The organism is Neopoerus faecalis (assembly GCF_029218125.1).
In the GTDB taxonomy this organism is placed as follows: domain Bacteria; phylum Bacillota; class Clostridia; order Oscillospirales; family Oscillospiraceae; genus Oscillibacter; species Oscillibacter faecalis_A.
The window spans coordinates 270,768-295,517 of the sequence record NZ_JARFXX010000001.1 but is presented as its reverse complement, the minus strand read 5'-3'; the positions used below and the strand labels follow the sequence as shown (position 1 = coordinate 295,517).

Sequence of the window (24,750 nt, the reverse complement as noted above, 5' to 3'; positions counted from 1 at the left end):
AAGAAAGGATGATTCCCTTGTACGTCTATTCTCCGGGCCAGTGGGCTCTGCTGTTTTTCTTTTACTGCTTCTGCGGCTGGGTGTGGGAATCCTGCTACGTTTCCGCCAAGCAGCACCATTGGGTAAACCGCGGCTTTCTCCACGGCCCACTGCTTCCCATTTACGGCTCCGGCGCTATCATCATCCTGTTTGTAACGCTGCCGGTGGCGGATAACCTCTGGCTGGTGTATATATTGGGCCTGCTGGCCGCCACGGCGCTGGAATACGTGGTGGGCGCCGTAATGGAGCGGCTCTTTAAGGTCCGCTACTGGGACTATACGAAGCAGCCCTTTAATCTCCACGGCTACATCTGCCTGACCAGCTCCATTGCGTGGGGCTTCTTCTCTATTTTGCTGGTGCGGTTTGTGCACCCACCTATTGACCGGCTGCTCCACAAGCTGCCGGCGCTGCTGGTAAATCCGCTGGCGGGTATCATCACCGCTGCGTTCCTATACGATACCGTAACCTCCACCAGAGCGGCCATCGATCTGCGGGAGGTGCTGACAAAGCTCACGGAGGAGAACGCCGAGCTGCGGCGGCTGGCTGAAAAGGCCGAGGCCGCGCAGGCCCGCACAGCAGAGGAGCTGAAGGCATTCCGGGAAAAGACGTCCTTGGACAAATACCTGCTGCAAAGCTATCTTTCCGATGAGTTGGAGGCCCACCGCGCCGCAAAGCAGGCCCGCCGCAAGCGCCGCCGGGAGGCCGTGGAGAGCGCGTTCCGCCGCCGGGTGGAGGGCAAGCTGGATATTCTCTCTACTATCGCGCAGTCCTTGGAAAAGGCCCGCGCCGCGCTGGATGACGGTATTGACCCCGATGAGGAGGCGCTGGCCCGGCACCGGCAGGAGCTGGAGGACCTCATCGCCGCTGTTCATCGCAAGGAGGAACAGGTCCGCACCCGTTCTATTCGACGGTACGAGGCTGCGCTGCGTGTCCTCCGCGGCAACCCCACCGCAAAGGCCCGGGAGGAGCTGGGAGAGGCCTTCGAGTCCCTGCGTAAACTGCTGGAGCGCTGAGAGACCAAAAACACCGTTCTGCCTTATATGACAGAACGGTGTTTTTCTATGCGGAAATTATTTCTTTCGGTCCAGCAGGGCCAGCAGCGTGCCGCCGAGGACAATGGCGAAGTCCGCCAAATTCCAGACATAGCGCCATAGCCTGGGGAGCTTGGGAAAACGGACATAATCGTAGACCCGTCCATAGCGCACACGCTCCCACAGATTGCTGAGCCCGCCGCCCAGCGCCAGTCCCGCGCCAAGGGGGCTGCGGCGGCGGAACAGCCACACAAACGGCAAGATCAGGATGGAGAGAAGCACCACCCATCCGCGCTTCAGCGGCAGGGAAAAGGCGGCACCCTCATTCCAGAGGGCGGTCAGACGGATTCGACCGTTTCCAAATTCCCGGTCCGTCCGCTCCGGGCGGTCCAGATACCGCCGCAGCCCTACACAGGCGGCAAAAATCGCCGCCGCAATGAACAAAGTCACTTTTTCCCCTCCTTTGCCTTTTCCAGCGCGGCCCGGAGGGCGCCGGTGCGCGCCTCGCTTTGATTGTTGCGGAATACCGCGTCACCGATCTGTTTTTGCACCTCGGCCATTTCCTCATGAAAGGCGGAGGCCGACAGCCGCAGGGCACCGTGGCCCAGAATGATGACCTGCTCCGGCCCATCGGAGGTAGCCACCCGGACCCGGTGCTGCCGCCCGATCTCGTAGGTAGCCCGCTCAATGTAGGCGTCCGCCGTTTCGGCCTCGCGGGTATAAACGATGGTGATGTTGTGGTATTTTTCCACACTGCCGAGACCGCCCTTGACCTTGTAGGCGTCAAATACCAGAATGACCCGGCATTTTCGATAGCCCTGATAGTTGCACAGCAGCTCGCAGAGCTGCTTGCGGGCGGCGTCCAGATTTTCAGCGGCGATTTTATTCAGCTCATCCCACGCGAAAATGATGTTGTAGCCATCCACCAGCAGATATTCCTCGCCGGAAAAGGCCCGCTTCAGCTCCCGCCGCTTTTCCTCTGAGGTGTCCGCTATGGGCCGTCGGGGGGCCTTGGGCGGAATAAATTCCCGCCGCTTCACCGTACCATAGGTCCGCTCAAAAATGGCCTGCAATTCCCTGTCCTGTTCTATGGTGCCCGCATAGGCGCTGACGGTCCGCTGCTTTGGCCCCGAAGTCTCCGGCTCCGGTGCCGCGCTCTTGGGCTGCCAGCCGCTTTCCACCTGTGCGTGGTCGCAGACCTCGAACCATGGGACAATAACGCCCGCGCCGTGGGAGCAGAATACGGAGTCGGCGGGATTTTCCGTGTCCCGCTCCGGGTCATAGCCTATGGCGGCGATGACGCTGTCCGCCTCGGCGCAGGGGAAGTACCCCGCCGGGGTGCAGGACAGCCGCCCCCGGCCCCGGGTATAGACCGCTACCTCCCGGCCATAGTCCCGCAGACCCGCCACCGGTGCGCGGCCGGTGAGTACGGCGTCTTCCCCAATCGTTTCCGGCAGCTCGACCTCGCCGTTCATCCGCTGCAAATCCGTCATGGCGCGGCCCACCTGTTCGGCGGGAAGCTCCAGCCGGAAGCGGTACCACGGCTCCAGCAGCACGTTCTCCGCCTGCATAAGCCCCTGACGCACCGCCCGGTAGGTGGCCTGCCGGAAATCGCCGCCCTCGGTGTGCTTTTCATGGGCGCGGCCAGTGAGCAGCGTGAGCTTGATATCCGTGACCGGCGCACCGGTGAGCACGCCGCAATGCTCTTTTTCCAACAGATGCGTTAAAATCAATCGCTGCCAGTTGAGATTCAGCTCGTCCGTGGGGCAGACAGAGGCGACGGTGACGCCGCTGCCCGGTTCCCCCGGCTCCAGCAGCAGATGCACCTCCGCGTAGTGCCGCAGCGGCTCAAAGTGGCCGATGCCCTCCACGGCGTTTGCAATGGTCTCCCGGTAGCAGACCGTTCCCGCGCCGAAGGAGACCTCCATCCCCAGCCGCTCCCGGATGAGCCGTTGCAAAATTTCCATCTGAACCTCACCCATGAGCTGAATATGAATGTCTCCGCCGCTCCAGACAAGGTGGAGCTGGGGGTCCTCCTCCTCTAACTGCTGCAGCTTTTGCAAGGCGGTATGGGGGTCCGTGCCGTCCGATAGTTCCACCCGGTAGGTCAGCACCGGCTGCAAAACGGCCCCGGCCCAGTCCGGTTCCGCTCCCAAGCCCTGACCGGGAAACGTGTGGCTCAGACCCGTTACCGCCACAACGGCGCCGGCCTCTGCCTCATCCAAGGACTGAAATTTGGCCCCGGAATACAGCCGGAGCTGGTCGGCCTTTTCCTGCCAGAGAGTATCGCCCTCTCTGCCGGTAAGAACATCCTTGACCCGCAGTGTGCCGCCGGTGAGCTTCAGGTGCGTTAGCCGTGCGCCCTGTGAATCCCGGGTGATTTTGAATACCTTGGCGCCGAAGTCCGCCGGGTACACCGGCCGGGGGGCATAGCGCTCCACGCCGGAGAGCAGGGCGTCCACGCCCTCTACCCGGAGGGCGGAGCCGAAATAGCAGGGAAACAGCTTCCGCTCCGCGATGAGCGCGGACAGTGCCGCGTTGGAGACCTCCCCGGTTTCCAGATAACGCTCCAGCACTGCCTCATCTAAGACAGCGGCCTCCTCCGCCAGCGTTTCCGAATCTCCGAAATCCACGCACCCGCCGTCCAGCTTTTCCTTTAGGTGGGCCAGCAGCGCGTCCCGGTCCGTTCCGGCAAGGTCCATTTTGTTGATAAAAAGAAACGTGGGAACATGATAGCGCTCCAAAAGCTCCCACAGCGTCCGGGTGTGGCCCTGCACACCGTCTGTGCCGGAGATCACCAGCACAGCGCAGTCCAATACCTGAAGCGTCCGTTCCATCTCGGCGGAAAAGTCCACATGGCCCGGCGTGTCCAACAGCGTCACGCGGACGGAGCCAAGCTCCAGCACCGCCTGCTTGGAAAAAATGGTGATGCCCCGCTGACGCTCCATGGCGTCCGTATCTAAAAATGCGTCCTGATGATCCACCCGGCCCAAACGGCGGATAGCCCCGGCCCGGTACAAAAGCGCCTCGGACAGCGTTGTTTTCCCGGCGTCTACATGGGCTAACACACCTATGCAACAGTGCTTCATAATGTCAAAAACTCTTTCATGATATACTGATAAGCCTTCCTAAGCGCGGATATAGATGTATTTCAATACTATCTGGCTTTTCCGGATTTCGATAGTACGTGATCTTTTCCATCAACAGTTTCCACAAACGATTCTTTTCTTCCGGGGTCATGCGGTCATAGTAATCAAGAATGTGTGCGGTAGTCGGCAGAAAGATCTCCTGCGCTTGCCTATATGTGTTCTTATTATGGCAGATTTCCTTTAATTCTTCAATGCCTGACTGCAACTCTTTTATCTCCTCTTGCAGCAGCATTTCTTATTAGACGCATGTGTTCTCCATAGCAGAAACTCTATTACAGAGCTCAAGCAGTTCCTCATCCGGATCCTCACTGGCCAGAATCCGCCATTGCCTCGCCGGTATTCAGTCAGATCAAAATTGGCAATAAAGACAGAATCATTCCCGCTGCCACGTTCAGCAGGATCTGTTGTCAGAAACTTCGTATTACATGGATATCTCCATCTTGTCCGTACGGTCAAAAAAGCAGTAAAGCTGCACGCCCTTTTGGCGTGCAGCTTTACTGATAAATGACTATAGCTGTGCTCAGCGTCTTCTTATGCTTAGCGCTGCGGGGCACATTCTGCACATTGGCCTAGAAACCGGGGCTCTCTACCCTCACAATTACCTGCAGTCTGTTTAAAGGCCCAGCATAATATTCAGGATCTCCTCATCGGTGTGCCGCATTCCCTGTCGGGCCATACGGCCAACGTTGAAAATGGTCTGCTCCACGTCAGCACCGATAATGCCTTCGCCATTCACAAAGCCCAAATCGGTCTTTGCCATTTCATAGCCGTCAAGACCGGCTTCCACTGCCGCCGCGATCTTCGCCGCGCAGGAAGACTTTGCACCATCGCAGACCATGCCGGAACAAATACCCAGGGTATTGACGATGGTTTTGGCAATCACCTCCGCCTTTGCACCGTCCAGATAGGCAATGCCGCAGGCAGCACCGCAGCCTGCGCTGGTCGCGCCGCAGAATGCGGACAGACGGCCAATACCGGTCTTCTGATGGATGGTAATCAGATCCGATACTGCCAGCGCCCGCAGCAGAGCCTCATGGTCCGCTCCAATGGCCTCGGCATATTCAATAACCGGCAGAGACGCCGTCATGCCCTGGTTGCCGCTGCCGGAAACAATGACAACCGGCAGCTCACAGCCATTCATACGGGCGTCAGAACCAGCGGCGGCGGCGGCCCGCAGCTTGGTCGGCAGGCTGTCCCCATGGAGCTTTAGCAGAGTGCGGCCCATTTCAGCGCCCCAGCCGCCCTTTAAGCCCTCTTGAGAGATAGCGGTGTTGTACGCGATCTGTCGTTCCAGAACGGGGGCCACATCTGGAACATCAAGCGTATCTGCAAATTTCAAAATCTCCTGAACGCTGAGCACAGAGCGGTCTGTCTGCGCCGTTTGAGTGGATGCGCCCTCCTGATTTTGGAACAGGATCTTATCATCCTTACGGATCTGCGTGATATTGGTGTGGAAATCCACAATCTCACAGTCTGCCGTATGACCGCCAGCCGCAACTGTCACCAAGATATAGAATACCCGGTCTCCGCCGGAGGGCAGCACCTGCATGGAGCAGGTTTTTAGGAATTGCGCCATTTCGGCGATTTCCTCCTTTGTGACCCGGGACAAAACCTCCAGTCCCAAATCCGGACGGCCGCCCACGATGCCGGCGGCCGCAGCGGCTTCCAAACCCTTCATACCGCCTGTATTGGGCACTGTTACTGCCTTTACGTTTTTAATAATATTGCCGCTGACCTCTACCCGGCAGGCCTCTGGTGTAGCTCCCAGTGCCTCTGTAGCCTTAGCCGCCGCCAGTGCCACGGCAATGGGTTCTGTACAGCCCATTGCCGGGATCAGCTCTTCCTCCAGGATTTTCAAATAACTTTCATAATGGGGGGTATGTTTCATTGAGATGTTCCAAGCCCTTCCATTCCCATAAAAATCGTTCCGCTCTGTAATACAGGAGATTTGCGGATTTTCAATACTCATGGGAAAGCCGAGGCGACACCGCTGATAGGTCTCCCCTCGGCTTTTACCCGATCATTTACATGTAAGGAATTCGAAAAATCAATCCTTCACGCCGGCAACTGCCTGAATCTCAAAGAGGAACTTGGGAGCGGTGAAGGTAACTTCGGTGACGCTGCGGGTGGTAGGCACGCCCTGACCCAGGAAATACTCATCGAAGATCTCGTTCATCAGAGCGAAATCTTCCCGGTGAGCCAGGAAGCAATCGCAGTGGAGCACCATGTCCATGCCGGAACCGCCGGCCTCCAGAGTGTTCTTCAGGCTCTCAAAGCAGCCGCGAATCTGCTCCTCCGGCGTGGTGGGCATGGTGCCGTCAGGCCGGGCAGCGGAGTGAGCTGTGGTGAAGATCAGGTCGCCATAGCGGATAGCGCGGGACCACTTGGTCTTCAGGCTGTTGGGGGGAACGATTTGAATTTTCTCGTGTTTCATGGAAATATCCTCCTTAAAAAAATTATAACTTGATTTGCTTCCAAGTACCCTTGCGCCAGTGCAGATACAAACAGATCCAGCGCAGGGTATGGGCCAATGTAAAGGCAGCCCAGATTCCCACTTGATAGAGCCTCATGGGGTAGCAGAACAGCCACGCGGCGATAGGCCGCAGAATCGCCACCACCCAAAGAGTGATCCGGGCAACCACTTTGGTATCTCCGGCCCCCCGGAGAATCCCGGCATAAACAGAACTGCCGGAGCAGGGGATGCAGCCAGCTGCCACAAAAAGCAGCAGCATACCGCCATGTTGGATCACATAGCTGTCCCCCTTGGCGAAAATTGCAAGAATCGGGCGGTGAAACAGCGCAAAGCCAAACGCAATGACAAACGCCGTTCCATACCCCATCCATACAGCATATTTTCCGGCCTGCTGCGCCCGCTCCGGCTCTTTCATGCCAAGACTTTGGCCAGTCAGGGCCGTAGCTGCTGAGGCGAAGCCGTCATACGTATATCCCTGCAAATTCGCCAGATTCATCACAAATTGATAAATTGCAAATTCCACAGTTCCCAAGGATGCGGCGATCCGGGCAAACACAAAGACACCCAGTCTCTGAAAAAACTGCTCATGGAACGCACTGGAGGCAATGTCCCAGGCCTTTTTCAAGAGCGGGAGGTCCAGCCTAAACGGCTCCTGTTTCAAGTCTAAATGCAGAATCCCGCCGTTTCCTTTCCGAACGGAATAGAGGGAGATCGCCAATGCGGCAAAGCTACCCAAAGAGGTGGCAATTGCCGCCCCTTTGACTGCCAGCCGTGGAAAGCCGCAGTTTCCTTGAATCAGAAAATAGTTGAATATCAAATTCACTGCATTGGCCGCCGTATTGGTCAGAAGGGTGACTCTGGTTTTTCCCTCCGCCCGCAGACAGGCGTTGATGGTCAGACTGATCGCCTGTGGGACCTGACCAACTACTAAAATACGAAAGTAGTCGGATGCGTCCTTTAAGGTCTCATTATTCGCCCCGGAAAGTCTCATCAACGGCGCGGCAAATAGAAAACCAACTGTATAGAGCACCAGCGCCATCAGAATACTGACCCACAGGAACTGATGCATACAATGGTTGGCTTCCTTTTTTTCTCCCGCACCGATCCGGCGGCTGACCCATGCGGTAGCTGCCACATTCAGCGCCAAGGTGAACATCAGCAGGATTCGCTTCGGCTGGCTGGTAACACCTACCGCTGAAACGGCCGTCAGCTTCAGAGACGACACCATTGCCATATCCACTAGATCCACCACACCGATCAGCAATGCCTCTAATGCGGCAGGCCAAGCGATTCGGAAAACCTGGCGGCTAAGGCCAGGCTCCCTTAAGGGATGCTCTCCTTCAGTCTTGGCCATGGCGGTGATTATACCAATAGGACCACAGGGCACTGCTGGTGATCAGGACGCCGCCCAGAATACTGGAGTCTGCCAGCGGCTCGCCAAATACAAGATAGCCGATCAGCATAGACACTACAATGCCCACATAGTCATAAATACTGACCTCAGAGGCCGGAGCCTTCTGATAAGCAAAGGTCAGACCGATCTGACCGCCGGACGCGAATACGCCGATCAGGATCAGCATGATTACGTCCCGGAAAGTAGGCATGGTAAAAGTGGGCAGCATAAGGAAGAATCCTGCTATCGTGCTGAACAGGGAGAAATGGAAAATCACTGTCAGGGGATGAACCTTACCTTTGCAGAAAGCGATCATGGTATAGGCAAGGCCGCTGGACACCGCCGTGGCGGCGGCCAAAAGCAAAGGCAGGATATTAGAATCAAAAGAGGGCTGCATTGCCACCACTGTACCCGCAAGACACAAGACGATCACCGGCACCTGCACCTTTGAGATTTTCTCCTTCAGGATCAGCGCAGCGAAAACCGTCGTCCAAATAGGGGATGTCCGGCTCAGAATAGCAATATCCGCCTGCCGGGCATTGGCTGTGGCATAGAAAAGCATGATCACGCCGATAAAGCCGAAAAAGGAACGTGCGCAAAGCGCCGGCTGATACTGCTTTTCCCCTAAAAAGGGAAGCTTCTCTTTCCAGATCACAATACCTACCGCGATCAGACTCACCAGATTGCGGAAAAACACCTGCTGCAAAGTGCCCACAGTGGTTGCGGAAAGCTTTACCACCATGGACATCAGGCAGAAGGACGTAGTGGACATCAGCATGAGGGCTGTTGCCTGCCCCCGGTTACTTTTTATCTGCTGCATCAGAAGGCGTTGTAGCTGACGATTTCGTCCACAGGCTTCCGGTCCCGGCGGGGCTGGGTGCCATCATGATAGCCCAGGGGGATCATGGTCACGACCTTCACATCTGCGGGGATATGCAGAACTTCCTTCACAGCGTCAGCATTGAAGGCGCCCAGCCAGCAGGTGCCCAGGCCCTGGTCATAGGCCTCCAGCATCATGTAAGCGCCACTCAGCGCCATATCAATAGGGTGCTTGACCTCACCGCAGGGCATAGCGTCCTCGTGCTCGGTATCAGGCGTGGCGCACAGCACAAGAACCACCGGAGCCTGCTCGATCATGGGCTGGGTGCCGGCCTTGTCGTGGATTGCCTTCTTCACAGCGGGATCAGTGACCACAATAAACTTGCGGCACTGGCTGTTGTAAGAAGACGGAGCCAGACGGCCTGCCTCCAACACCTTTTGCAGCTTCTCTTCCTCTACCGGAGTAGGCAGATAGCTCTTGACACTCTGGCGGCCCTTTAAGGCTTCCATAACTTCCATGAATTGAAACTCCTTTCACGGGGACAAGGGTCCCACCGAAAAACGGCAGAACCCTATCCCTTTTATAGTCCTATATTATTCGCGGTTGTCCTCGATCAGGGTAGCACCCTTCAGGATGGAACCAACGCAGCGCTGATAAATGCTCAGCCAGCCAGTCTTGGGCTGGAGACGCAGCTCAGCAGCAGCCATACGCTTTTGCAGTTCTTCATCGGACAGCTCAATGTTCAGCTCACGCTTCTCAATATCGTAGTTGACCCAGTCGCCGTCCTGCACCGCGCACAGAGGGCCGCGGAGAGCAGCCTCAGGAGAGGCATAGCCGAAGCAGGCACCGGAAGCGGCGCCGGACAGACGACCGTCAGTCACGGTGGCCACATCGTCCTTCAGGTGGCTGCCCTTCAGAGCGGTGGTGAACGCATAAGAGGTGTGAGGACCGGCCTTAGCACCCTGATAGATAATGAAGACCACGTTGCCAGCCTCGATCCGGCCATCACGCAGGGCGGCGATAGCGTCGTCCTGATCGTAGAAGACCTTAGCGGTGCCGCGGAACTTATGCAGCTTGGCGGGAACAGCGGACTGCTTGATGAAAGCGCCCTGGGGCACCAGGTTGCCCTTGCACAGGATCAGACCGCCATCGTTGTCCAGAGGCTCAGCCAGGGTATGGATGATCTCCTTATTGTGGTTGACAGCGCCCTCGATATTCTCGCCCAGGGTCTTGCCGGTAACGGTCATGCCAGTCAGGTCCAGCTTCTCCTTCATCTCGTTGAGCAGAGCGCTCATGCCGCCGGCCAGTTCAAAATCAGCCAGACAGTAGGGGCCATTGGGACGGATGCCGATCAGCAGAGGCACCTCGCAGCTTGCCTCAGCATAGATGGAGCTGCAGTCCATATCCAGGCATGCCTCGGTGGCAACAGCGGGAATGTGGATAATGGTGTTGGAGGAGCCGCCGATGGCCATGCAGACACGGATGGCGTTGGTAATAGCCTTCTCCGTGATGATGTCGCGGGGACGGATATTCTTCTCCCACAGATCCATGACATGGCGGCCAGCCTCACGGCTAAGGTTGATCAGCTTGCCGGAAACAGCAGCAGTGGTGGAGTTGCCGGGCAGAGACATACCCATGGTCTCCGTCAGCATGCTCATGGTGTTGGCGGTGCCCATCATGCCGCATGCGCCCTTGCAGGGGCCACAGACATGGATCAGCTCGTTGAACTTCTCCATGGACATCTTGCCTTCCTTGACCTTGGAAATGCTGGCGCCGATATCAATGAAGTCCACGTGCTCGCCATCCAGATAGGGAGTCTCCATATAGCCGCCGGTAACGATAACCGTGGGGATGTTCACGCGGCCAGCCGCCATCAGCATAGCGGGAACCACCTTGTCGCAGGTGCCGATCAGCACCATGGCATCCAGGTGGTGTGCCTTGGCGTTCAGCTCGATCTCGTTGACCAGCAGGTCACGGGAAGGCAGCACGTAATCGCCGCCGCCCACGCAGTCGCACAGGTTCACGCCATAGAACAGGAACGGCAGGCCGCCCTTTTCAATGATGCCCTCACGAACGGCCTGAGCCAGGGGCTGCTGATGAATATGGCCGGGGTTGATCTCGTTCCAGGTATTCATGATACCTACACGGGGCTTTTCAATATCCTCATCATTGTAACCCATGCCATAGAAAAAGGCGCGGGTGCCCTGCCAATCCAGGGTCATGCGATCTTCCAGATCGCTATTGATCATTCTTTTCTTCTCGCTCATGGTTTTCTCCTTTATGAAAAAATAATCAAATTTGACAGAATCAAATTATAGAAATAACTGCAAAGTTACTGTGCGGAAACCTTACCTGCCTCTGCTTTCAGCTCTTTGCCAGCAGAGATGAACAGATAAACCAACACAACCACGCCAAAGATATCGGTGAAGTGCTCAGGCACAATGCAGCAGATACCGGCAGCAAAGGCCAGGACCCGCTTCCACATCACCAGAGGACGGCGGCAATAGCCCTCCAGACCGGCAGCCACCAGGTAAACGCCCAAAATGCAGGTGCAGATACACACGATGGTGCTGATTGGGCTGGTGCCCATACCATTGAACTGCAGGCCGGGCTCATACACGAACACATAGGGAACCAGGAAAGTGGGGAAAGCCATCTTGAAGGCCACCCAGCCCGTTTTTGAGGGGTTGCTGCCCGCGATAGCCGCAGCTGCATAAGAAGGAACTGCCACAGGAGGCGTAATGCAGGCCAGAATGCCAAAATAGAAGCAGAAGAAATGGGCAGTCAGCACGGGGATTCCCAGCTTTACCAACACAGGAGCAGCCACAGTCGCCAGCACGATATACACGGCCACAGTAGGCATACCCATGCCCATAATGATGGACATGATCATAACCAGGAACAAGGTGATAAAGAGGTTGCCCTGGGAGATCTGAAGAATGTAGTTGCCCAGCACGTTGCCCACACCGGTCAGGGTGGCCACACCGATGATCATACCCACGCAGGCGCAGGAAACACCAAAGGACACGGTCTTCTGACCGCCGTTGACAAAGGCCATGGCGATCTGCTTAAAAGACAGGCGGGTCTCTTTCTTCAGAGGAGAAACCACCAACACCAGGATAATGCCCACCAGAGCAGCAAAGGAGATCGTATACTGGCGGATAATCATATAGATCACAGCCAGGAACGGGATTGCCAGATGGCCGCGGCTCTTCATAGCGGCTTTCACGCTGGGGAGCTGGTCCTTAGGCATACCCAGCAGGCCCAGCTTCTTGCTGCGCAGGTCCACCGTGATGAACACGCTGAGATAATACAGCAGAGCAGGAATCAGGCCGGCTATCATAATATTGGAATACGGAATACCGATATATTCGGCCATAATGAAGCAGGCAGCGCCCATGACAGGGGGCACCAACTGGCCGCCGGTAGAGGCGCAGGCCTCAACCGCGCCGGCAAACTCAGGCGGATAGCCGCAGTCCTTCATCAGAGGAATGGTAAACGTACCGGTGCCCACCACGTTGGCAGCAGCAGCGCCGGAAATCGTACCAAACGCAGCGGAGGCCACAACAGCCACCTTGGCGGGACCGCCGGTAGAACGGCCAGTCAGGCCCAGGGCCACATCACGAATGAAGTCGCCCATGCCGCACTCCTGCAGCAGAGAGCTGAACAGCACAAACAGGGAAACATAAGTAGCGGCGGTACCCAAGGGGCTGCCGAAAATGCCCTCAGGGATCATGAACATATGATCCGCCATACGGGCCAGACCGCCAGCCTTAGTCTGGAACATACCGGGCATATAGTTGCCGAAGTAGGCGTAGACCAGGAATACCAGCGTGACCAAAGACAACGCCGGACTGACTAAGCGGCGGGTACCCTCCAGCACCAGAATGGCCAGAATCACAAACACGAACTGATCGGTAGAGTTGGAAATACCATACCGCATCAGAATGGCTTCATAGTTAATAAAGGCGTAAAAACAGCAGCCAAAGGAGGCAGCAGCGAAAATGTAGTCATACCAGGCTACGCCTTTTTTCGTATTCTTACTGAAGGCAGGATAAACCAAGAACAGGATTACCATGGCGCACAGCAGATACAATGCTCTCTGCTTTACGGCAGGGAGAGAGCCGAACGCCGCAGTATACACCAGGAACAGGGAAATAAACAGGGAGAATGCGTTTACGATCATCGAAGTGACTTTCGTCAGGGAACGGGTATTGTCCTCTTTGGAGAATTCACGCAGGATCTCATCAGCCTTTTCAGCGTTGATCTCACCGGAGGCGCCAGAGGAATTGACCTCTGGCGCCTGCGCGGCGTTCTTCTTCGCTTTGAAAAGGCTTTTTTTGTTATTATTTTCCATTAAAGCCTCCTAAGCTCCATGTTCGCTCTCAACGGTTCAATACGTTGCTTTCTCTATCTTACTTGCGGAGAGAGTCCCTTACAGGATGCCCTGCTCCTGATAATACTTCAGAGCACCGGGATGAATGGGCAGATCTGCGCAGTCCTTCACATCGTCAATGGTCAGGTTGGCCAGAGCGGCATGGAGCATGTTCAGGTCGCCGATGTTCTCCCAGATGTACTTGGTCAGCTCATAGACCAGTTCATCGGACAGATCGCCGCGGCAGCAGAGATAGGAGCCCTGTGCGATGGTGGCAATGTCCTCGGGCTGGGTCTTATAGGTGTTGGCAGGGATGGTTGCGCGGAACCAGACGGGGATGCTGTGCTCGCCGGGCTCGCAGGCCTTGTCAATGGTCTCCTGAGACAGGGGCATCAGATAAGCCTTTTCAGCGTTGGTCAGCTCCAGGAAGCTGGAGAAAGGAAGCTGGGTCACAGCGATTGCGCCGTCAGCGTGGCCGTCCTTCATGGCCTCGATGCCCTCGTTGCTGCCCAGGTACTGGGGATCGAAATCATCAAAGCTCATGCCCATCAGGGTGTAGAGCTGCTTAGCGGTAGCCTCATCGCCAGAGCCAGGGCCGCCAACGACCAGCTTCTTGCCGCGCAGGTCAGCCTCGGTCTTAATGTCCTTGGTGCAGAACTGCTGGAAATAAGCGTTGTACAGAGGGGTGATGACCTTGACATCCTCATAAGGCTTACCATCGAAAGCATTGGTACCGTCAATGGCATCCACCAGGACGCTCAGACCGATAATGCCGAAATCGCAGGTGCCGTTCTGCATGAACATGATGTTCTGCACGCCGCCAGTGGTGGCGGTGGAGGAGAACTGGCCGTAAACCTTTCCGTCATTGAAGAACTGGGTGAAGGTAGAGCCCATGGCATTGAAGGTGCCGCCGGTGGCGCCGCCGCCAATGGCATACAGGGCAGTAGGATCAATGCTGCTGTTGGTGTCGGATGCGTTGGTGTCACTGGAGTCGGTATTCTGTGCGGGTTCCTTGCTATCGCTGGAGTTAGAGCTGCCGCCACAGGCAGCCAGGGATAGGGTCATAGCCATTGCCAGGACCAGGGTCAGGAATCTTTTCATCTTCAGCCTCCATAGCTTACTTTATTTTTATGGAAGAGTCTGTTCAGGCTCTCCACATAAATCAGGATCAGCGCTTAAGAAATCATTGCGTAAATTTCTTCCAGGGTCTTGCCCTCCAGGCCCAGCTTATCCACCGTGCGTCCCTCGGCCTTGAAATCCCGGCCGCAGATAATGCTGGCGATCAAGATAAAGGAATCCATCACCGGCGTTTCAACGCCCAGCATATGACCGATAGAAGCCAAAGGCACAATACCGCTGACCGTATCCTCCACAATAAAGCGGTGATTCAGGCTGGTGGGGCTGCGAAGGCCCTTGTAAGCCGCATTGTGCTGCAGGAGGTCATACAGGTCCTCCTGGTCCAGCTTGTACATCTTCTGCAGGGAGTGCACCAGAGAAGGAACCTCCAAGCCCAGAGCACGGCAGACAGCCAGACGCTCCGCATCGCAGGCGGAAACCAGCTTTGCGATACTGGGGGTGATACCGGCCATATAATAATCGTAATTCTCACCCATGTCGGTGCGGTTCACGTTCATCAGGCTGGGAATGGGATGCAGCATAGCGCCGCCGCCCTCAAAGCCGGTCTCCAGAATGTTCTTAACAGGCTTCAAATTTGTGAAGATGCCGCCGATCTTATCCAACAGACGGTTCACATCGCCGGCAGGCAGGGTCGCTACATCCACACCGGCCTTAATGCCGGACTGGAAGGTCTGCCCAATCTCATAGGAACGGCAGGCATACATCAGGTCGCCGGACTCGGCAATAATAATGTCAGCCTTGCAGCCATGGACATCACGAATAATGTGGCTAACCTCCAAAGCGCCGCCCACATGGCCGGGGTTCAGCATAAAGATAGAACCATCATGGAGATAAGGCGCGCACAGATCAGCGATCTCTTTATGTGCGTCCGTGGTGGTGCAGACCATGATCACGTCCACATCCTTAACGGCCTCATCGATCACGGTCGTACAGACCTGCGGAAAGCCTTCACATTCAAACTTACCCGTAACAACGATTCTGCCCAGCTCATTCAAGCGGGCAATCTTCGCCTTGTCATGGTCATACAGTGTCACATAATAATTCTGGCTTGCCAGATAGGCCGCCATGGTCTGGCCGCCGGCGCCGGCGCCAATAACCGCAAATTTCAACTTGTCCATACTGCGCTCCTTATCTGCAAATTTGTTCTTATATCAGAACGGCTTTTTATATAAGAACTACCTTGCTGTAAAGTTTAATGGATATAACCGCGAATGTCAATAAAAAAAACCGCCAAACTTATACAGCAAAAATTGTCTATATTAGTACCTCGGTCTCCCTGCAATCTCTATGACTTTATCCATCCTTACAATTTGATTGCGTAATAAATTTACGCTTATTTGCGTTTCTTTTTCCGCCATTTCTCTTTAAGAGAGAACTAAAGCAGTTCTTTTGATAATTTTTACAAAATTCCCTGGCATATTGGTTGCAAAGTACAGCAAATTATGTTAAAATAATATAAATGATAATAAATGGAGGAAAAACCTTTATGGCGCAGACCGCACATCGCTCAACCTCCCGTGTGCTGGATATCTTTGAGCTGCTCTCAACCACCAGCTCAGACGGTGCTACACTTACGGAAATCGCTCAGGCATTGGAATCGCCTAAAAGCAGCATACTCCCGATCCTGCAGACCCTGGTGGCCCGGGGTTACATTGATATGGATTATCGCACAAATAAATATTCTATTGGTGTCAATCTCTATATGGCCGCTTCAATTTACCGCAGCAAGATCTCTATCAATAAATTTATCGACAATGAGATGCGCCATCTGACCACACGGCTAGAGGAATCCTGCTGCTTAGCAGTGTTAGATGGCCGCAACAGCCTTTTTTTGCATAGAACAGACCCCCGGGATGGTGTTCACTGCCAAAAATCCCCCGGAAAGAGCGAGCTCGCTTGTCTGGGTGCTGTGGGCAAATCTCTGCTGTGCGACTACAAATTGAAGGAAATTTCCGATCTGTTCCTCAGCAACGGGCAGACGCTCCCCAACGATATCAATCTTTACCGCCTCCATGTTCAAATGGAGGAAACTCGTTTTACCAGCCTTTCCTACGAATACGGTGAGGTAGAGCCCGGCATTCAGTGCGTTGCCACGCCGATCCGGCATCAGGAAAAGGTCGTTGCCGCCCTGGGGATCATCCTCCCTGTCTTCCGTCTGACGCCGGAAAAAATTCTGGACTGTACACGGCTGCTGCCGGTCTCCGCCCAGCGGATTGAAAACACATTGGCAAGCACTACAGAGGATATTTCCGACATTTTCTCCCTCAGTGGTTTTAGAAACCTGTAAAGCGTATTTACGGCATATCTCTTATCTGACGGCCCCATCCGTCGGATAAGAGATATGCTGAAAATAACAGGCCGGTTAACTGTAGAACACAGTTGACCGGCCTGCCTTTTCTGATTCTCATGTCAGCTTTCATATCTACGCCTATATATTTAATAAGGTATCAGTCCTGAAAGCGTCCGCAGTACTCAAACACTCAGAAAATACTTGCTAAAATAAGCGGCACCCATAATAGATGCGATGCTCAGAGGCTCATCTAAGCCTTAATAGCCCAGAGCGGCGGTAAACACCGCCACGCCGGAATACCGGTAAATGCTGATCTCAGAGGTTGGCTCCACCTGAAAGCAAGGGTCGGGAAAAGCTGCCCGATAGCGGCGAATGCCCCACAAGCAAACGGAAAAACAGGCTTTTAAGGACAGACAGCGGAAAAGAAGTCATCATGATTTCCGCCAATACACAACTCCAGGCATAGAAGTGCAGAACAATGGTTTTAAGAATACTGCCTTCCTGCAACAGGCCGGCAGTGTATAATCGCCGTGCACAATGCGCACAGCAGCGCAGCGCCTATCTTCACAAAGTTCAGTTCTTCATTCAGCCGCAAACAATCTAACAAATGCCAGTCACTGCGGTTCAGTATAGCCGCATCCGCCTATTTCTCGTTTCCGACCGCATGCGCAGAAAAGCAGGACAATTCCTAAAGCCAGAAAAGGACTGTTCTCTTTAACTACTATAGCTGCCGCCAGTAAGAAGCTGATCAGATTCCGGAAAGTACCTATTCAAAGGTATGTACTTTTCCTGAGGTCAGCTTCACAAAAACCTGCATGAAGGAAAAAGGCCGTACCGCACCGGCATGAGGCAGATCACTTTTGCTTTTGGCCCCTTCATAACTGTGTTTTAGTCTTTTTATACAGGAGCCGTTATCCGTTACAACGTTGGAAGTTCCATGTTCAGCAAGCGCAGCATCGCATTGTGATAGATCTTCCTCTGTAGGTAGAAGTCCGCAAGCTCCACATATTCGTCATTCTGATGTTCTGTGTGGATATGCCCCGGGAAAGCAGCGCCAAAGCCTACGATATTGTCAATTCCTCGGGCATACGTCCCCCCGCCGATCACGATCGGATCACCCAGGTCGCCAGTCTCTTCCCGATAGGCTGCCAGAACCTGCTGTAAAACCGGATGGTCCTTGGGATAATACAGCGGCTTGGCGTTTTTCAGGATGCGCAGTTCCACACCGCAGTCAGCGGCGGCATCCTGCACCTTCTTCAAAATCCCCTCGCCATCTGCGGTCACCGGATAGCGGATATCCAGCGTCATGGTGATCTCCTCCGGCGTAGTGCTGACCATACCCACACAAAGTGTGGTCCGGCCGCTGGCCTCATCTGTGATATCAATGCCCATATATTCCCCGTGGCAGGTATCCCGCACATACTTTTCATGGAATGCCACCAACGGGTCCTCCACACGGCCATACAACTCCCGCATAACTACCGCAATGGCGCTGACACCCTGGTCCGGCACGGTGGCGTGAGCTGCCTTTCCGGCGGCAGAGAGCCGGACGGGCTGCCCATCATGATTCTTGTAGCACGCCTCACACTGGGCCGCAACAATATTGCAGGCCGTGCCGCCCTTCAGGGATTGCAGGCCGCTCTTTGCTGCTGGTACAGCAAGCTCTGCCCACAGCATTCCCTTTTCACCGTTCAGTGCTGGAAATTCAGCGTCCGGTGTGAAACCGGCAATAGGCTTTTCCTCATTCTGCCGGTAATAATCCATATCAGTCCAGACGCCAGTCTCCTCGCTCTGTCCAAAAATCAGGCGAAGCCGCCGGGGCAGCCGTCCGCCGGTCTCTTCTAAAATATCAGCGGCAGCGTAAATGCAGGACATGGCCGGACCCTTATTGTCAGAGGAACCTCTGCCATAGAGCCGTCCGTCCTTTACTGTACCGTCAAAGGGCTCCACAGTCCAGCCATCTCCCGCCGGAACAACATCCAAATGCGGGACCACAGCAATCATTTCCGTACCCTGTCCGATTTCCGCCCAGGCGGTCTTGCCCGGCAGCTTCGTTGTACGCATTCCCAGAGAACGGCACAGGGCCAGCGTATGGTCCAGCGCTTCGTCTACCTCTTTGCCGTAGGGCTGACCGGGATTGGCGCCATGGCCGGATACGCTGGGGATCCGCAGCAGCTTCCGGAGAGATTCCAGCATTTCTTCATTTGTATAAGGCATGAGAAAACAACTCCTTTCTCAGATCTTGCCAAAGGGAGGCGTGACCCAGCTGAAGTCCTCCAGGGCCTCCGCCTTTGTTTCCGCGCCGCTGGCAACCTCCAGCACCTGCTGGTAAAGCTCCTTGCCCAGGTCCCGGTAATCCCGGTGCTGGGTAATGACAGGAGAGGCGTCAAAATCGATCATCTCTCCGCCGAGTCTTGCGTAGGTATCCGGGTTGCCGGTGATCTTGATGGTCACGCTGGCAGCGTTGCCGAGGGGCGTGCCCCTGCCCGTGGTGAACAGGCAGATATGAGCGCCTGTCATGGCCAAAGCCGTGGTGGCGTAAACGTCATTGCCGCCCTGCCGGTTGTCCAGCAGCCATTGGCCGGAGGCCGGAACATCCTCGCCTACCTCCAGAACGCCTACTACCTTTGTACGGTTGCCGGAAAGCTCCAGATTACTGATAGCCTTTTCACAGAGCGTTGTGATGCCGTGAGCCTTGTTGCCGGGGGTGGGATTCACATCCGCGATAGACTGGCCGGTCATTTTCAATACGTCGTTGCGGTACTCTTCCACAATGTTGAGGATATGCTCGCCCACTTCGTGAGTGGCTGCCAGTTCGATCAGGTGGCGCTCATGACCGGGCATACCACGGATCCCGGCGCTGACAATCGCCGCCCCCGCATCACCCAGCAGATCGGCCGCCTCACCGGTGGTAACATTTGCCGCCAGAGAGCTTGACCAATCGGAGCCGCCGCAGTAAACTGAAACTATCAGATCAGAGACAGGGAATGGCTCTCTGGGCATTTCTTTTCCCTCCTGCAGAAGCTGGTTCACCAAAGTGGTCCCTTTTTCTACAGTCCGCTTTACGCCGCCCTCATCCTGAATGCACAGGTGATAGACCTTCGTGCCGTATTTTTCAATCTCAGCGGCAATTGCCTGCGGATTTGTCCACTGGCAGCCCAGACTTACCAGCACCACGCCGTATACATTGGGATGCTGGCCGGCCCGGATCAGCCCCAAATTCGTCCGGTTCTCCTGGTCATGATATTCACCGCAGCCGGTATTGATCGTGATAGCCGGCACACCGCATCGGGCGGCGATCTGCGTGGCTGCACCGTTGGCGCACTGGACCAGAGACATGACCAAAACCTGATTGCGAATGCCGAACCGCCCATAGGTGCGGCGGTAGCCCATAACTGTCTGATTCATCTCTGCTCCAACTCCTTTGCCCGTTTCCGGTATGCGGCGGCGTATTCGTTGCAAAGCCGCTCGGTAATGTCTTTTACGTTGTGGGTATGGACCCATTGGCCCGGCTGAATATCGCAAGAGGCCTCACCAATCGCCGTTCCGTACTTGACGATCATCTCCGCGGCAGGGATCCGCCGCAGAGCAATCTTGTGTCCCACAGGAATATCCTCTGCGGCTGTCAGCTTCAGACCGGCAGCAAGAACTGTATCTCCTGCCTTTACAGCTTGGGGAACAACAGCCACATTATCCTTTTCATTCAGGGTAATCGCGTAAATTTCCATCTTACCTTCACCTCTCCTTTCAGTATACCAGCTCCCGCCAAAACACGCCATTGGGAAAAGTTGCACGCTACCCATGTGTTTTTTATATATCTCAAGATCAGGAGGCTGCCTACATGACCTTTCAGCAACTCACCTACTTTGTTACAGCGGCCCGTTTCGGCTCCATCAACCAGGCCGCCGAGCATCTTTACACCCATCAGAGCAACATCAGCAACGCTGTCCGGCAGTTGGAGGAGGAATTCTCCATCCAGCTTTTTGAGCGCAACTCCAAGGGCGTTCAGCTCACCACCGCCGGCCGGGAATTTCTCGCTTACGCCCAGGACCTGGTGCGAAAGAAAGAGGACCTGGAAAAGCTCTATCAGGTGCGGACCAAATGCAACCCCCAACATTTCTCCGTGGCGGCCATGCGTTCCTTTTTCGCATACGCGCCTCTGCTGGCCATCTCTGATGAAGGCTTCTGGAGCGTCCCGATGAACCTACGGCTGCAAAAATGCTCCCGCCGGGATGTGATCGATCTTGTTTCCTGCTCTGAGGCCGACCTGGGTATTCTCTTTTCCATGAAAAGCGCCATTCCCCGGTTAAGGCAGGCTGCACGCATTAAGGGTGTGGAGCTGGCACCTTTGGGAGAAAGCAACCTTCACGCCGTCATGCGGGCAGAACATCCCATGATCCGCAGCGGCAATCTGACCGACATGGACCGTTACCCCTACGTCATTATCGAGAATGATGAAGACTACAGCCGTCTTTACGACGATGCCTCCGGCAGCATCAGCAGCCTATTCACCACGCTGCCCTCCACTATCATTTCCACCAATGACTCCATGACCTGTCAGAGCATCGTGGCCCACTCCAACGCCTTTTTTATCAGCACAACGCCCTGGAAACACGGTCCCCATTATGACTTTGCCTCCATCCCCCTCCCTGGCGAGGAAAATCGGATCACCTTCTTCAGCGTGCTCCACTGCGGGCAAACCCTCTCCCCGCTGGGACAGGCCTACTTGGGGCAGCTGCAAAAACTGATGAAAGAGCTTTAAAGCCGCTGAATTTCCTACAAAACCTCTCTCGGAGATGCATTTCAGAAATAATTTTTCCTAATCCATTCATCTTTTTGTTAAAAACATCTAATCAACAGTTGCTTTTTTGTCGAAGACGTAAAAAACGAGGTTTTTCGTGTTTTTTTATTGACATCAGCAAATATTTGAAATATCATTTGCTCATGGTTCATATATCCGTTGTCGTTCGCATATGCGCACCGATTCTGTTTGAATCATCTGTCAAGAAAGAAAGGAGAACCCCAATGAAAAAAGCTTTGTCTCTGCTTCTGGCATCTGTCATGGTCCTGTCTCTCACCGCTTGCGGCGGCTCTAAGAAGGACGATTCCGCTGCCAGCGACAACTCCGGCTCCGGCGATGCCGCTGCCGCCACCTACGAGTTCAAACTCGGCACCGACTGCTCCGATCCCGCTCTGTCTCCCGATTACAACGGCTACGGTATGCAGATTGCTAAGTTCTGCGAGCTGGTCAGCGAGAAGACCAATGGCCAGGTGACCATCACCCCGTACTATGAGTCTGTTCTGGGCGGCCAGTCCGAGCTGCTGACTCAGGTCCGCGACAATGAGTTGGATATGTTCTATGGCCAGGCTCAGTCCAACTTTGACTCCCGTTTTGCTTTTAAGGCTATCCCCTATCTGGTGGCTGATGTGGACGCCTTGCATCGTCTGATGGCCAACCCCGATGGTGAGCTGTACAAGCTGTATGCTTCCATCCTGGAGGAGTACAACATCCACCTGATTGGTCAGGGTGTGGGCACTTTCCGCGGCCTGTTCAACAACAAGCACCAGGTTGCCACTCCCGAGGATATGAAGGATCTGACCATGCGTATTTATGAGGACCCCGTTGTCAAGTACTTCTGGGCTCCCATCTGCAACGCTTCCGTCATCTCCTTCTCCGAGGTTTACACTGCTCTGCAGACCAAGACCTGCGACGCTATGGAGATTGCTGCCGGCGTTGGTATCTACAGCAAGTTCTATGAAGTCTGCGACCACTACACCGATATCAACTGGCAGTTCATGAGCCAGGGCTTCCTGCTGAGCGACAAGTGCTGGAACACTCTGCCCGACGACCTGCGTCAGATCGTTGTTGATTGCGCTTGGGAGTCCTCCGAGTACGAGTATGAAAAGGAGAAGGAATTCGCCGCCGAGGCTATGGGTCAGCTCTCTGAGCTGGGCTGCGAGGTTTACCAGCTCTCTGACGATGAGCGTCAGGCTTGGGTCGATTATGCCCGTTCTCACGATGACGAGTTCCGCGATTACATCGGCGCTGATTTCTATGATCAGGTCATGTCCATTGTGGAAGCCGACGCTGCCGCCAACGCCTAATCAGAACCGCTTTGCTCCTGATTTTACAGCAATAGTGTGAAAAAGCGCCCGGTTTAATTGGAATGCAAATTAAATCGGGCGCTTATTTTTAGTAAAACCATAGATAGAGACTTGGAGGGCAAATATGCAATTTCTGGAGAAATTGGATAAGGGCATTGACGCGTTCCTGAAATACTTTACAGGCGTGCTCATGGTCCTGCTGACGATTATTGTCTGCGCAATGGTCATTTCCCGGTATGTGTTCCGGATTCAGATGGGCGGTATTGAGGAACTGCCTGTCTACTTCATGTGCGTCTGCATTTGGCTGGGCGGCATCCGTGTTTCCCGCAATGACGCGCATGTCAAAATTGAGATTATCTATTCTCTCATCAAAAACCCCCGTGCTCAGAACGTTCTGCGCACCTTGACTTCCCTGATTGCCGCTCTGGTACTGACCTATTTCTGCAACAGTGCCTGGCTGCTGGTTATCCGTACCTATGAGGCTGGCACGATTTCCTCTTCGATCGGTTTCCCCCTGTGGATCGCCTACAGTTTTGAGCTGATCGGCACTGTTGGTATGACGATTTATACGTATGTGAATACGATCAAATACGCTTTGAAGGTGGTGAAGGGCTAATGAGTATCGTCGCATGTATGGCGCTGATCCTGGCGCTCATTATGATGAGTATGAACATTCCGCTGGCATTCCTGGCTGGCGCCATGATCTTCTCCTTCACCAATGGACTGACGACTGGCAGCTGGGGTTCCACCGGCTGGTTCTCTGTTGAGTCTTTCTCCCTGCTGGCTATCCCCCTGTTCTTGATTGCCGGTACTCTGATGGAGCGCAGCGGTATTGCCGGCGCTCTGGTGGACCTGGGCCAGAAGCTGACGGATAAAGAGGGCAAGGGCCGCGGCCTCGCCAACGCTATTCCTGTTGTTTCCGGCTTCTTTGGCGCTCTCTGCGGCTCCGGTCTGGCTACCGCTTCTACCATGTGCACCATGCTTGGTCCCCGTCTGGAGCAGAAGGGCTACAAGAAAGAGTTCATCTATGGCCTGATTGCCTGCAGCAGTCCTTTCGGCTATATGATCCCCCCCAACATGAACGCCATCATCTATGCCAAGGTGGCCAACGCCTCTGTGGCTGATTTGTTCATGGCTACCGTGATCCCCGGTATTCTGTGGATTATCTTCTACATCATCATCAACCGGTTCATGGTTCCCAAGTATTTCTTCCCCGAGAACGCTGTAGCCTCCGCCACGGTGGCTACCGAAGTCAAGAAGCAGCAGTCCAACTGGCAGCTCTTCCGTTCCCTGATCCCTGCTATCCTCATGCCCGTTATCATTCTGGGCGGTATTTACGGCGGCGTCTTCACCGCTACCGAGGCTGGCGCTGTCGGCTGCCTGTACGGCGTGATCGTGGGCGTGTGCATCTATCGCACCGTTAAGACCCGCGACCTGTTTGACATTTTCGCCACTGCTGCCTATCAGATGGGTTCTCTGCAGATCATCTTCCCCTTCACCATGATCTTCACTCGTATCATGGTGACCAACGGTGTGCCCGATATGGTGACCAGTTTCGTTACCGGCGTGTCTGACAGCAAGATCGTCATCATCCTGATCCTGGTGGCTGTGCTGTTTGTGGCTGGTTTCTTCCTGGACGGCAACATCCTGCTGCTGGTCCTGACTCCGCTGCTATTGCCCACCGCTACCTCTGTTGGCATGAGCGTGATTCAGTTCGCCGTGCTGGTGTTCGTTGCTCTGGGTGTTGGCTCCATTACGCCTCCCATGGCTATGTCCCTGTTCCTGTGCGCAAGACTGGGTGATGTCCCCGTGGAAAAGATGGTCAAGCCCATGATCCCCTATATCGTGTTCGCGGCTGTGCCTATCCTGCTGCTGGTGGCTTTCGTTCCTGCAATATCCGAATTCCTGCCCTCTCTGCTGCATTAATGATTTTAACGT

The 24,750-nt window shown here is 54.9% G+C and carries 21 protein-coding genes; 6 read left to right on the top strand and 15 right to left on the bottom strand.

Going from position 1 to position 24,750, the window contains the following annotated elements; translation table 11 throughout:
* Positions 1-8 precede the first annotated feature (8 nt).
* The gene (locus PY311_RS01360) at positions 9-1,052 is read left to right on the top strand and encodes a putative ABC transporter permease (protein WP_434059924.1); all 1,044 of its coding nucleotides are present in this window, start codon (positions 9-11) and stop codon (positions 1,050-1,052) included.
* A 57-nt stretch (positions 1,053-1,109) separates the two neighbouring features.
* Here the strand turns inward: PY311_RS01360 and PY311_RS01355 are convergent, their stop codons facing one another.
* The 12 genes from PY311_RS01355 to PY311_RS01300 form a co-directional block, all read right to left on the bottom strand.
* Positions 1,110-1,520, bottom strand: a complete 411-nt coding sequence (locus PY311_RS01355; protein WP_286146875.1) for a signal peptidase II — start codon at positions 1,518-1,520, stop codon at positions 1,110-1,112.
* On the bottom strand, positions 1,517-4,159 hold the full coding sequence (locus PY311_RS01350; RefSeq protein WP_286146874.1) for a translation factor GTPase family protein: 2,643 nt from the start codon (positions 4,157-4,159) through the stop codon (positions 1,517-1,519). Before PY311_RS01350 ends, PY311_RS01355 begins: the two co-directional genes overlap by 4 nt.
* 16 nt (positions 4,160-4,175) lie before the next feature.
* Positions 4,176-4,451 carry a hypothetical protein gene (locus PY311_RS01345; protein ID WP_286146873.1) on the bottom strand — a complete coding sequence of 92 codons (276 nt, stop codon included), beginning with the start codon at positions 4,449-4,451 and terminating at the stop codon, positions 4,176-4,178.
* A gap of 381 nt (positions 4,452-4,832) precedes the next feature.
* Positions 4,833-6,107: an L-cysteine desulfidase family protein gene (locus PY311_RS01340; RefSeq protein ID WP_286146872.1), complete on the bottom strand. Its 1,275-nt coding sequence runs from the start codon at positions 6,105-6,107 to the stop codon at positions 4,833-4,835.
* A 159-nt stretch (positions 6,108-6,266) separates the two neighbouring features.
* The gene (locus PY311_RS01335) at positions 6,267-6,653 is read right to left on the bottom strand and encodes a RidA family protein (protein ID WP_286146871.1); all 387 of its coding nucleotides are present in this window, start codon (positions 6,651-6,653) and stop codon (positions 6,267-6,269) included.
* 22 nt (positions 6,654-6,675) lie between these two features.
* Complete coding sequence (locus tag PY311_RS01330; RefSeq protein ID WP_286146870.1) at positions 6,676-8,046, bottom strand: MATE family efflux transporter; 1,371 nt, start codon at positions 8,044-8,046, stop codon at positions 6,676-6,678.
* On the bottom strand, positions 8,033-8,905 hold the full coding sequence (locus PY311_RS01325) for a DMT family transporter (RefSeq protein WP_286146869.1): 873 nt from the start codon (positions 8,903-8,905) through the stop codon (positions 8,033-8,035). Before PY311_RS01325 ends, PY311_RS01330 begins: the two co-directional genes overlap by 14 nt.
* A complete protein-coding gene (locus tag PY311_RS01320; protein ID WP_286146868.1) occupies positions 8,905-9,423 on the bottom strand; it encodes a nitroreductase family protein in 519 nt (172 codons plus the stop codon). Before PY311_RS01320 ends, PY311_RS01325 begins: the two co-directional genes overlap by 1 nt.
* 75 nt (positions 9,424-9,498) lie before the next feature.
* Entirely contained in the window at positions 9,499-11,172 is a 1,674-nt protein-coding gene (gene ilvD, locus PY311_RS01315; protein WP_286146867.1) for a dihydroxy-acid dehydratase, read from the bottom strand.
* 65 nt (positions 11,173-11,237) lie between these two features.
* The gene (locus PY311_RS01310) at positions 11,238-13,262 is read right to left on the bottom strand and encodes a TRAP transporter permease (RefSeq protein ID WP_286146866.1); all 2,025 of its coding nucleotides are present in this window, start codon (positions 13,260-13,262) and stop codon (positions 11,238-11,240) included.
* A 78-nt stretch (positions 13,263-13,340) separates the two neighbouring features.
* Positions 13,341-14,381, bottom strand: a complete 1,041-nt coding sequence (locus PY311_RS01305; RefSeq protein ID WP_286146865.1) for a TAXI family TRAP transporter solute-binding subunit — start codon at positions 14,379-14,381, stop codon at positions 13,341-13,343.
* Positions 14,382-14,455: 74 nt separating this feature from the next.
* On the bottom strand, positions 14,456-15,535 hold the full coding sequence (locus tag PY311_RS01300) for an NAD/NADP-dependent octopine/nopaline dehydrogenase family protein (RefSeq protein WP_286146864.1): 1,080 nt from the start codon (positions 15,533-15,535) through the stop codon (positions 14,456-14,458).
* A gap of 368 nt (positions 15,536-15,903) precedes the next feature.
* On the opposite strand from PY311_RS01300, the gene PY311_RS01295 reads away from it, so the two are divergent.
* The gene (locus tag PY311_RS01295; RefSeq protein WP_286146863.1) at positions 15,904-16,704 is read left to right on the top strand and encodes an IclR family transcriptional regulator; all 801 of its coding nucleotides are present in this window, start codon (positions 15,904-15,906) and stop codon (positions 16,702-16,704) included.
* 921 nt (positions 16,705-17,625) lie between these two features.
* Here the strand turns inward: PY311_RS01295 and PY311_RS01290 are convergent.
* The 3 genes from PY311_RS01290 to PY311_RS01280 are packed head-to-tail and all read right to left on the bottom strand — an operon-like array spanning position 17,626 to position 20,435.
* A complete protein-coding gene (locus PY311_RS01290; protein WP_286146862.1) occupies positions 17,626-18,924 on the bottom strand; it encodes a Sapep family Mn(2+)-dependent dipeptidase in 1,299 nt (432 codons plus the stop codon).
* Positions 18,925-18,942: 18 nt separating this feature from the next.
* A complete protein-coding gene (locus PY311_RS01285; protein WP_286146861.1) occupies positions 18,943-20,115 on the bottom strand; it encodes a UxaA family hydrolase in 1,173 nt (390 codons plus the stop codon).
* Positions 20,112-20,435, bottom strand: coding sequence for a UxaA family hydrolase (locus PY311_RS01280; protein ID WP_286146860.1), 324 nt, complete (start codon positions 20,433-20,435; stop codon positions 20,112-20,114). Before PY311_RS01280 ends, PY311_RS01285 begins: the two co-directional genes overlap by 4 nt.
* A 113-nt stretch (positions 20,436-20,548) precedes the next feature.
* Here PY311_RS01280 and PY311_RS01275 point away from each other — a divergent pair, with 113 nt between their 5' ends.
* The 4 genes from PY311_RS01275 (at position 20,549) to PY311_RS01260 (ending at position 24,738) form a co-directional block, all read left to right on the top strand.
* Positions 20,549-21,469, top strand: a complete 921-nt coding sequence (locus PY311_RS01275; RefSeq protein ID WP_286146859.1) for a LysR family transcriptional regulator — start codon at positions 20,549-20,551, stop codon at positions 21,467-21,469.
* Positions 21,470-21,732: 263 nt separating this feature from the next.
* Complete coding sequence (locus PY311_RS01270) at positions 21,733-22,812, top strand: TRAP transporter substrate-binding protein (protein WP_286146858.1); 1,080 nt, start codon at positions 21,733-21,735, stop codon at positions 22,810-22,812.
* Between the two features lie 124 nt (positions 22,813-22,936).
* Positions 22,937-23,428: a TRAP transporter small permease gene (locus tag PY311_RS01265; RefSeq protein WP_286146857.1), complete on the top strand. Its 492-nt coding sequence runs from the start codon at positions 22,937-22,939 to the stop codon at positions 23,426-23,428.
* Entirely contained in the window at positions 23,428-24,738 is a 1,311-nt protein-coding gene (locus tag PY311_RS01260; RefSeq protein WP_286146856.1) for a TRAP transporter large permease, read from the top strand. Before PY311_RS01265 ends, PY311_RS01260 begins: the two co-directional genes overlap by 1 nt.
* Positions 24,739-24,750: the final 12 nt, after the last annotated feature.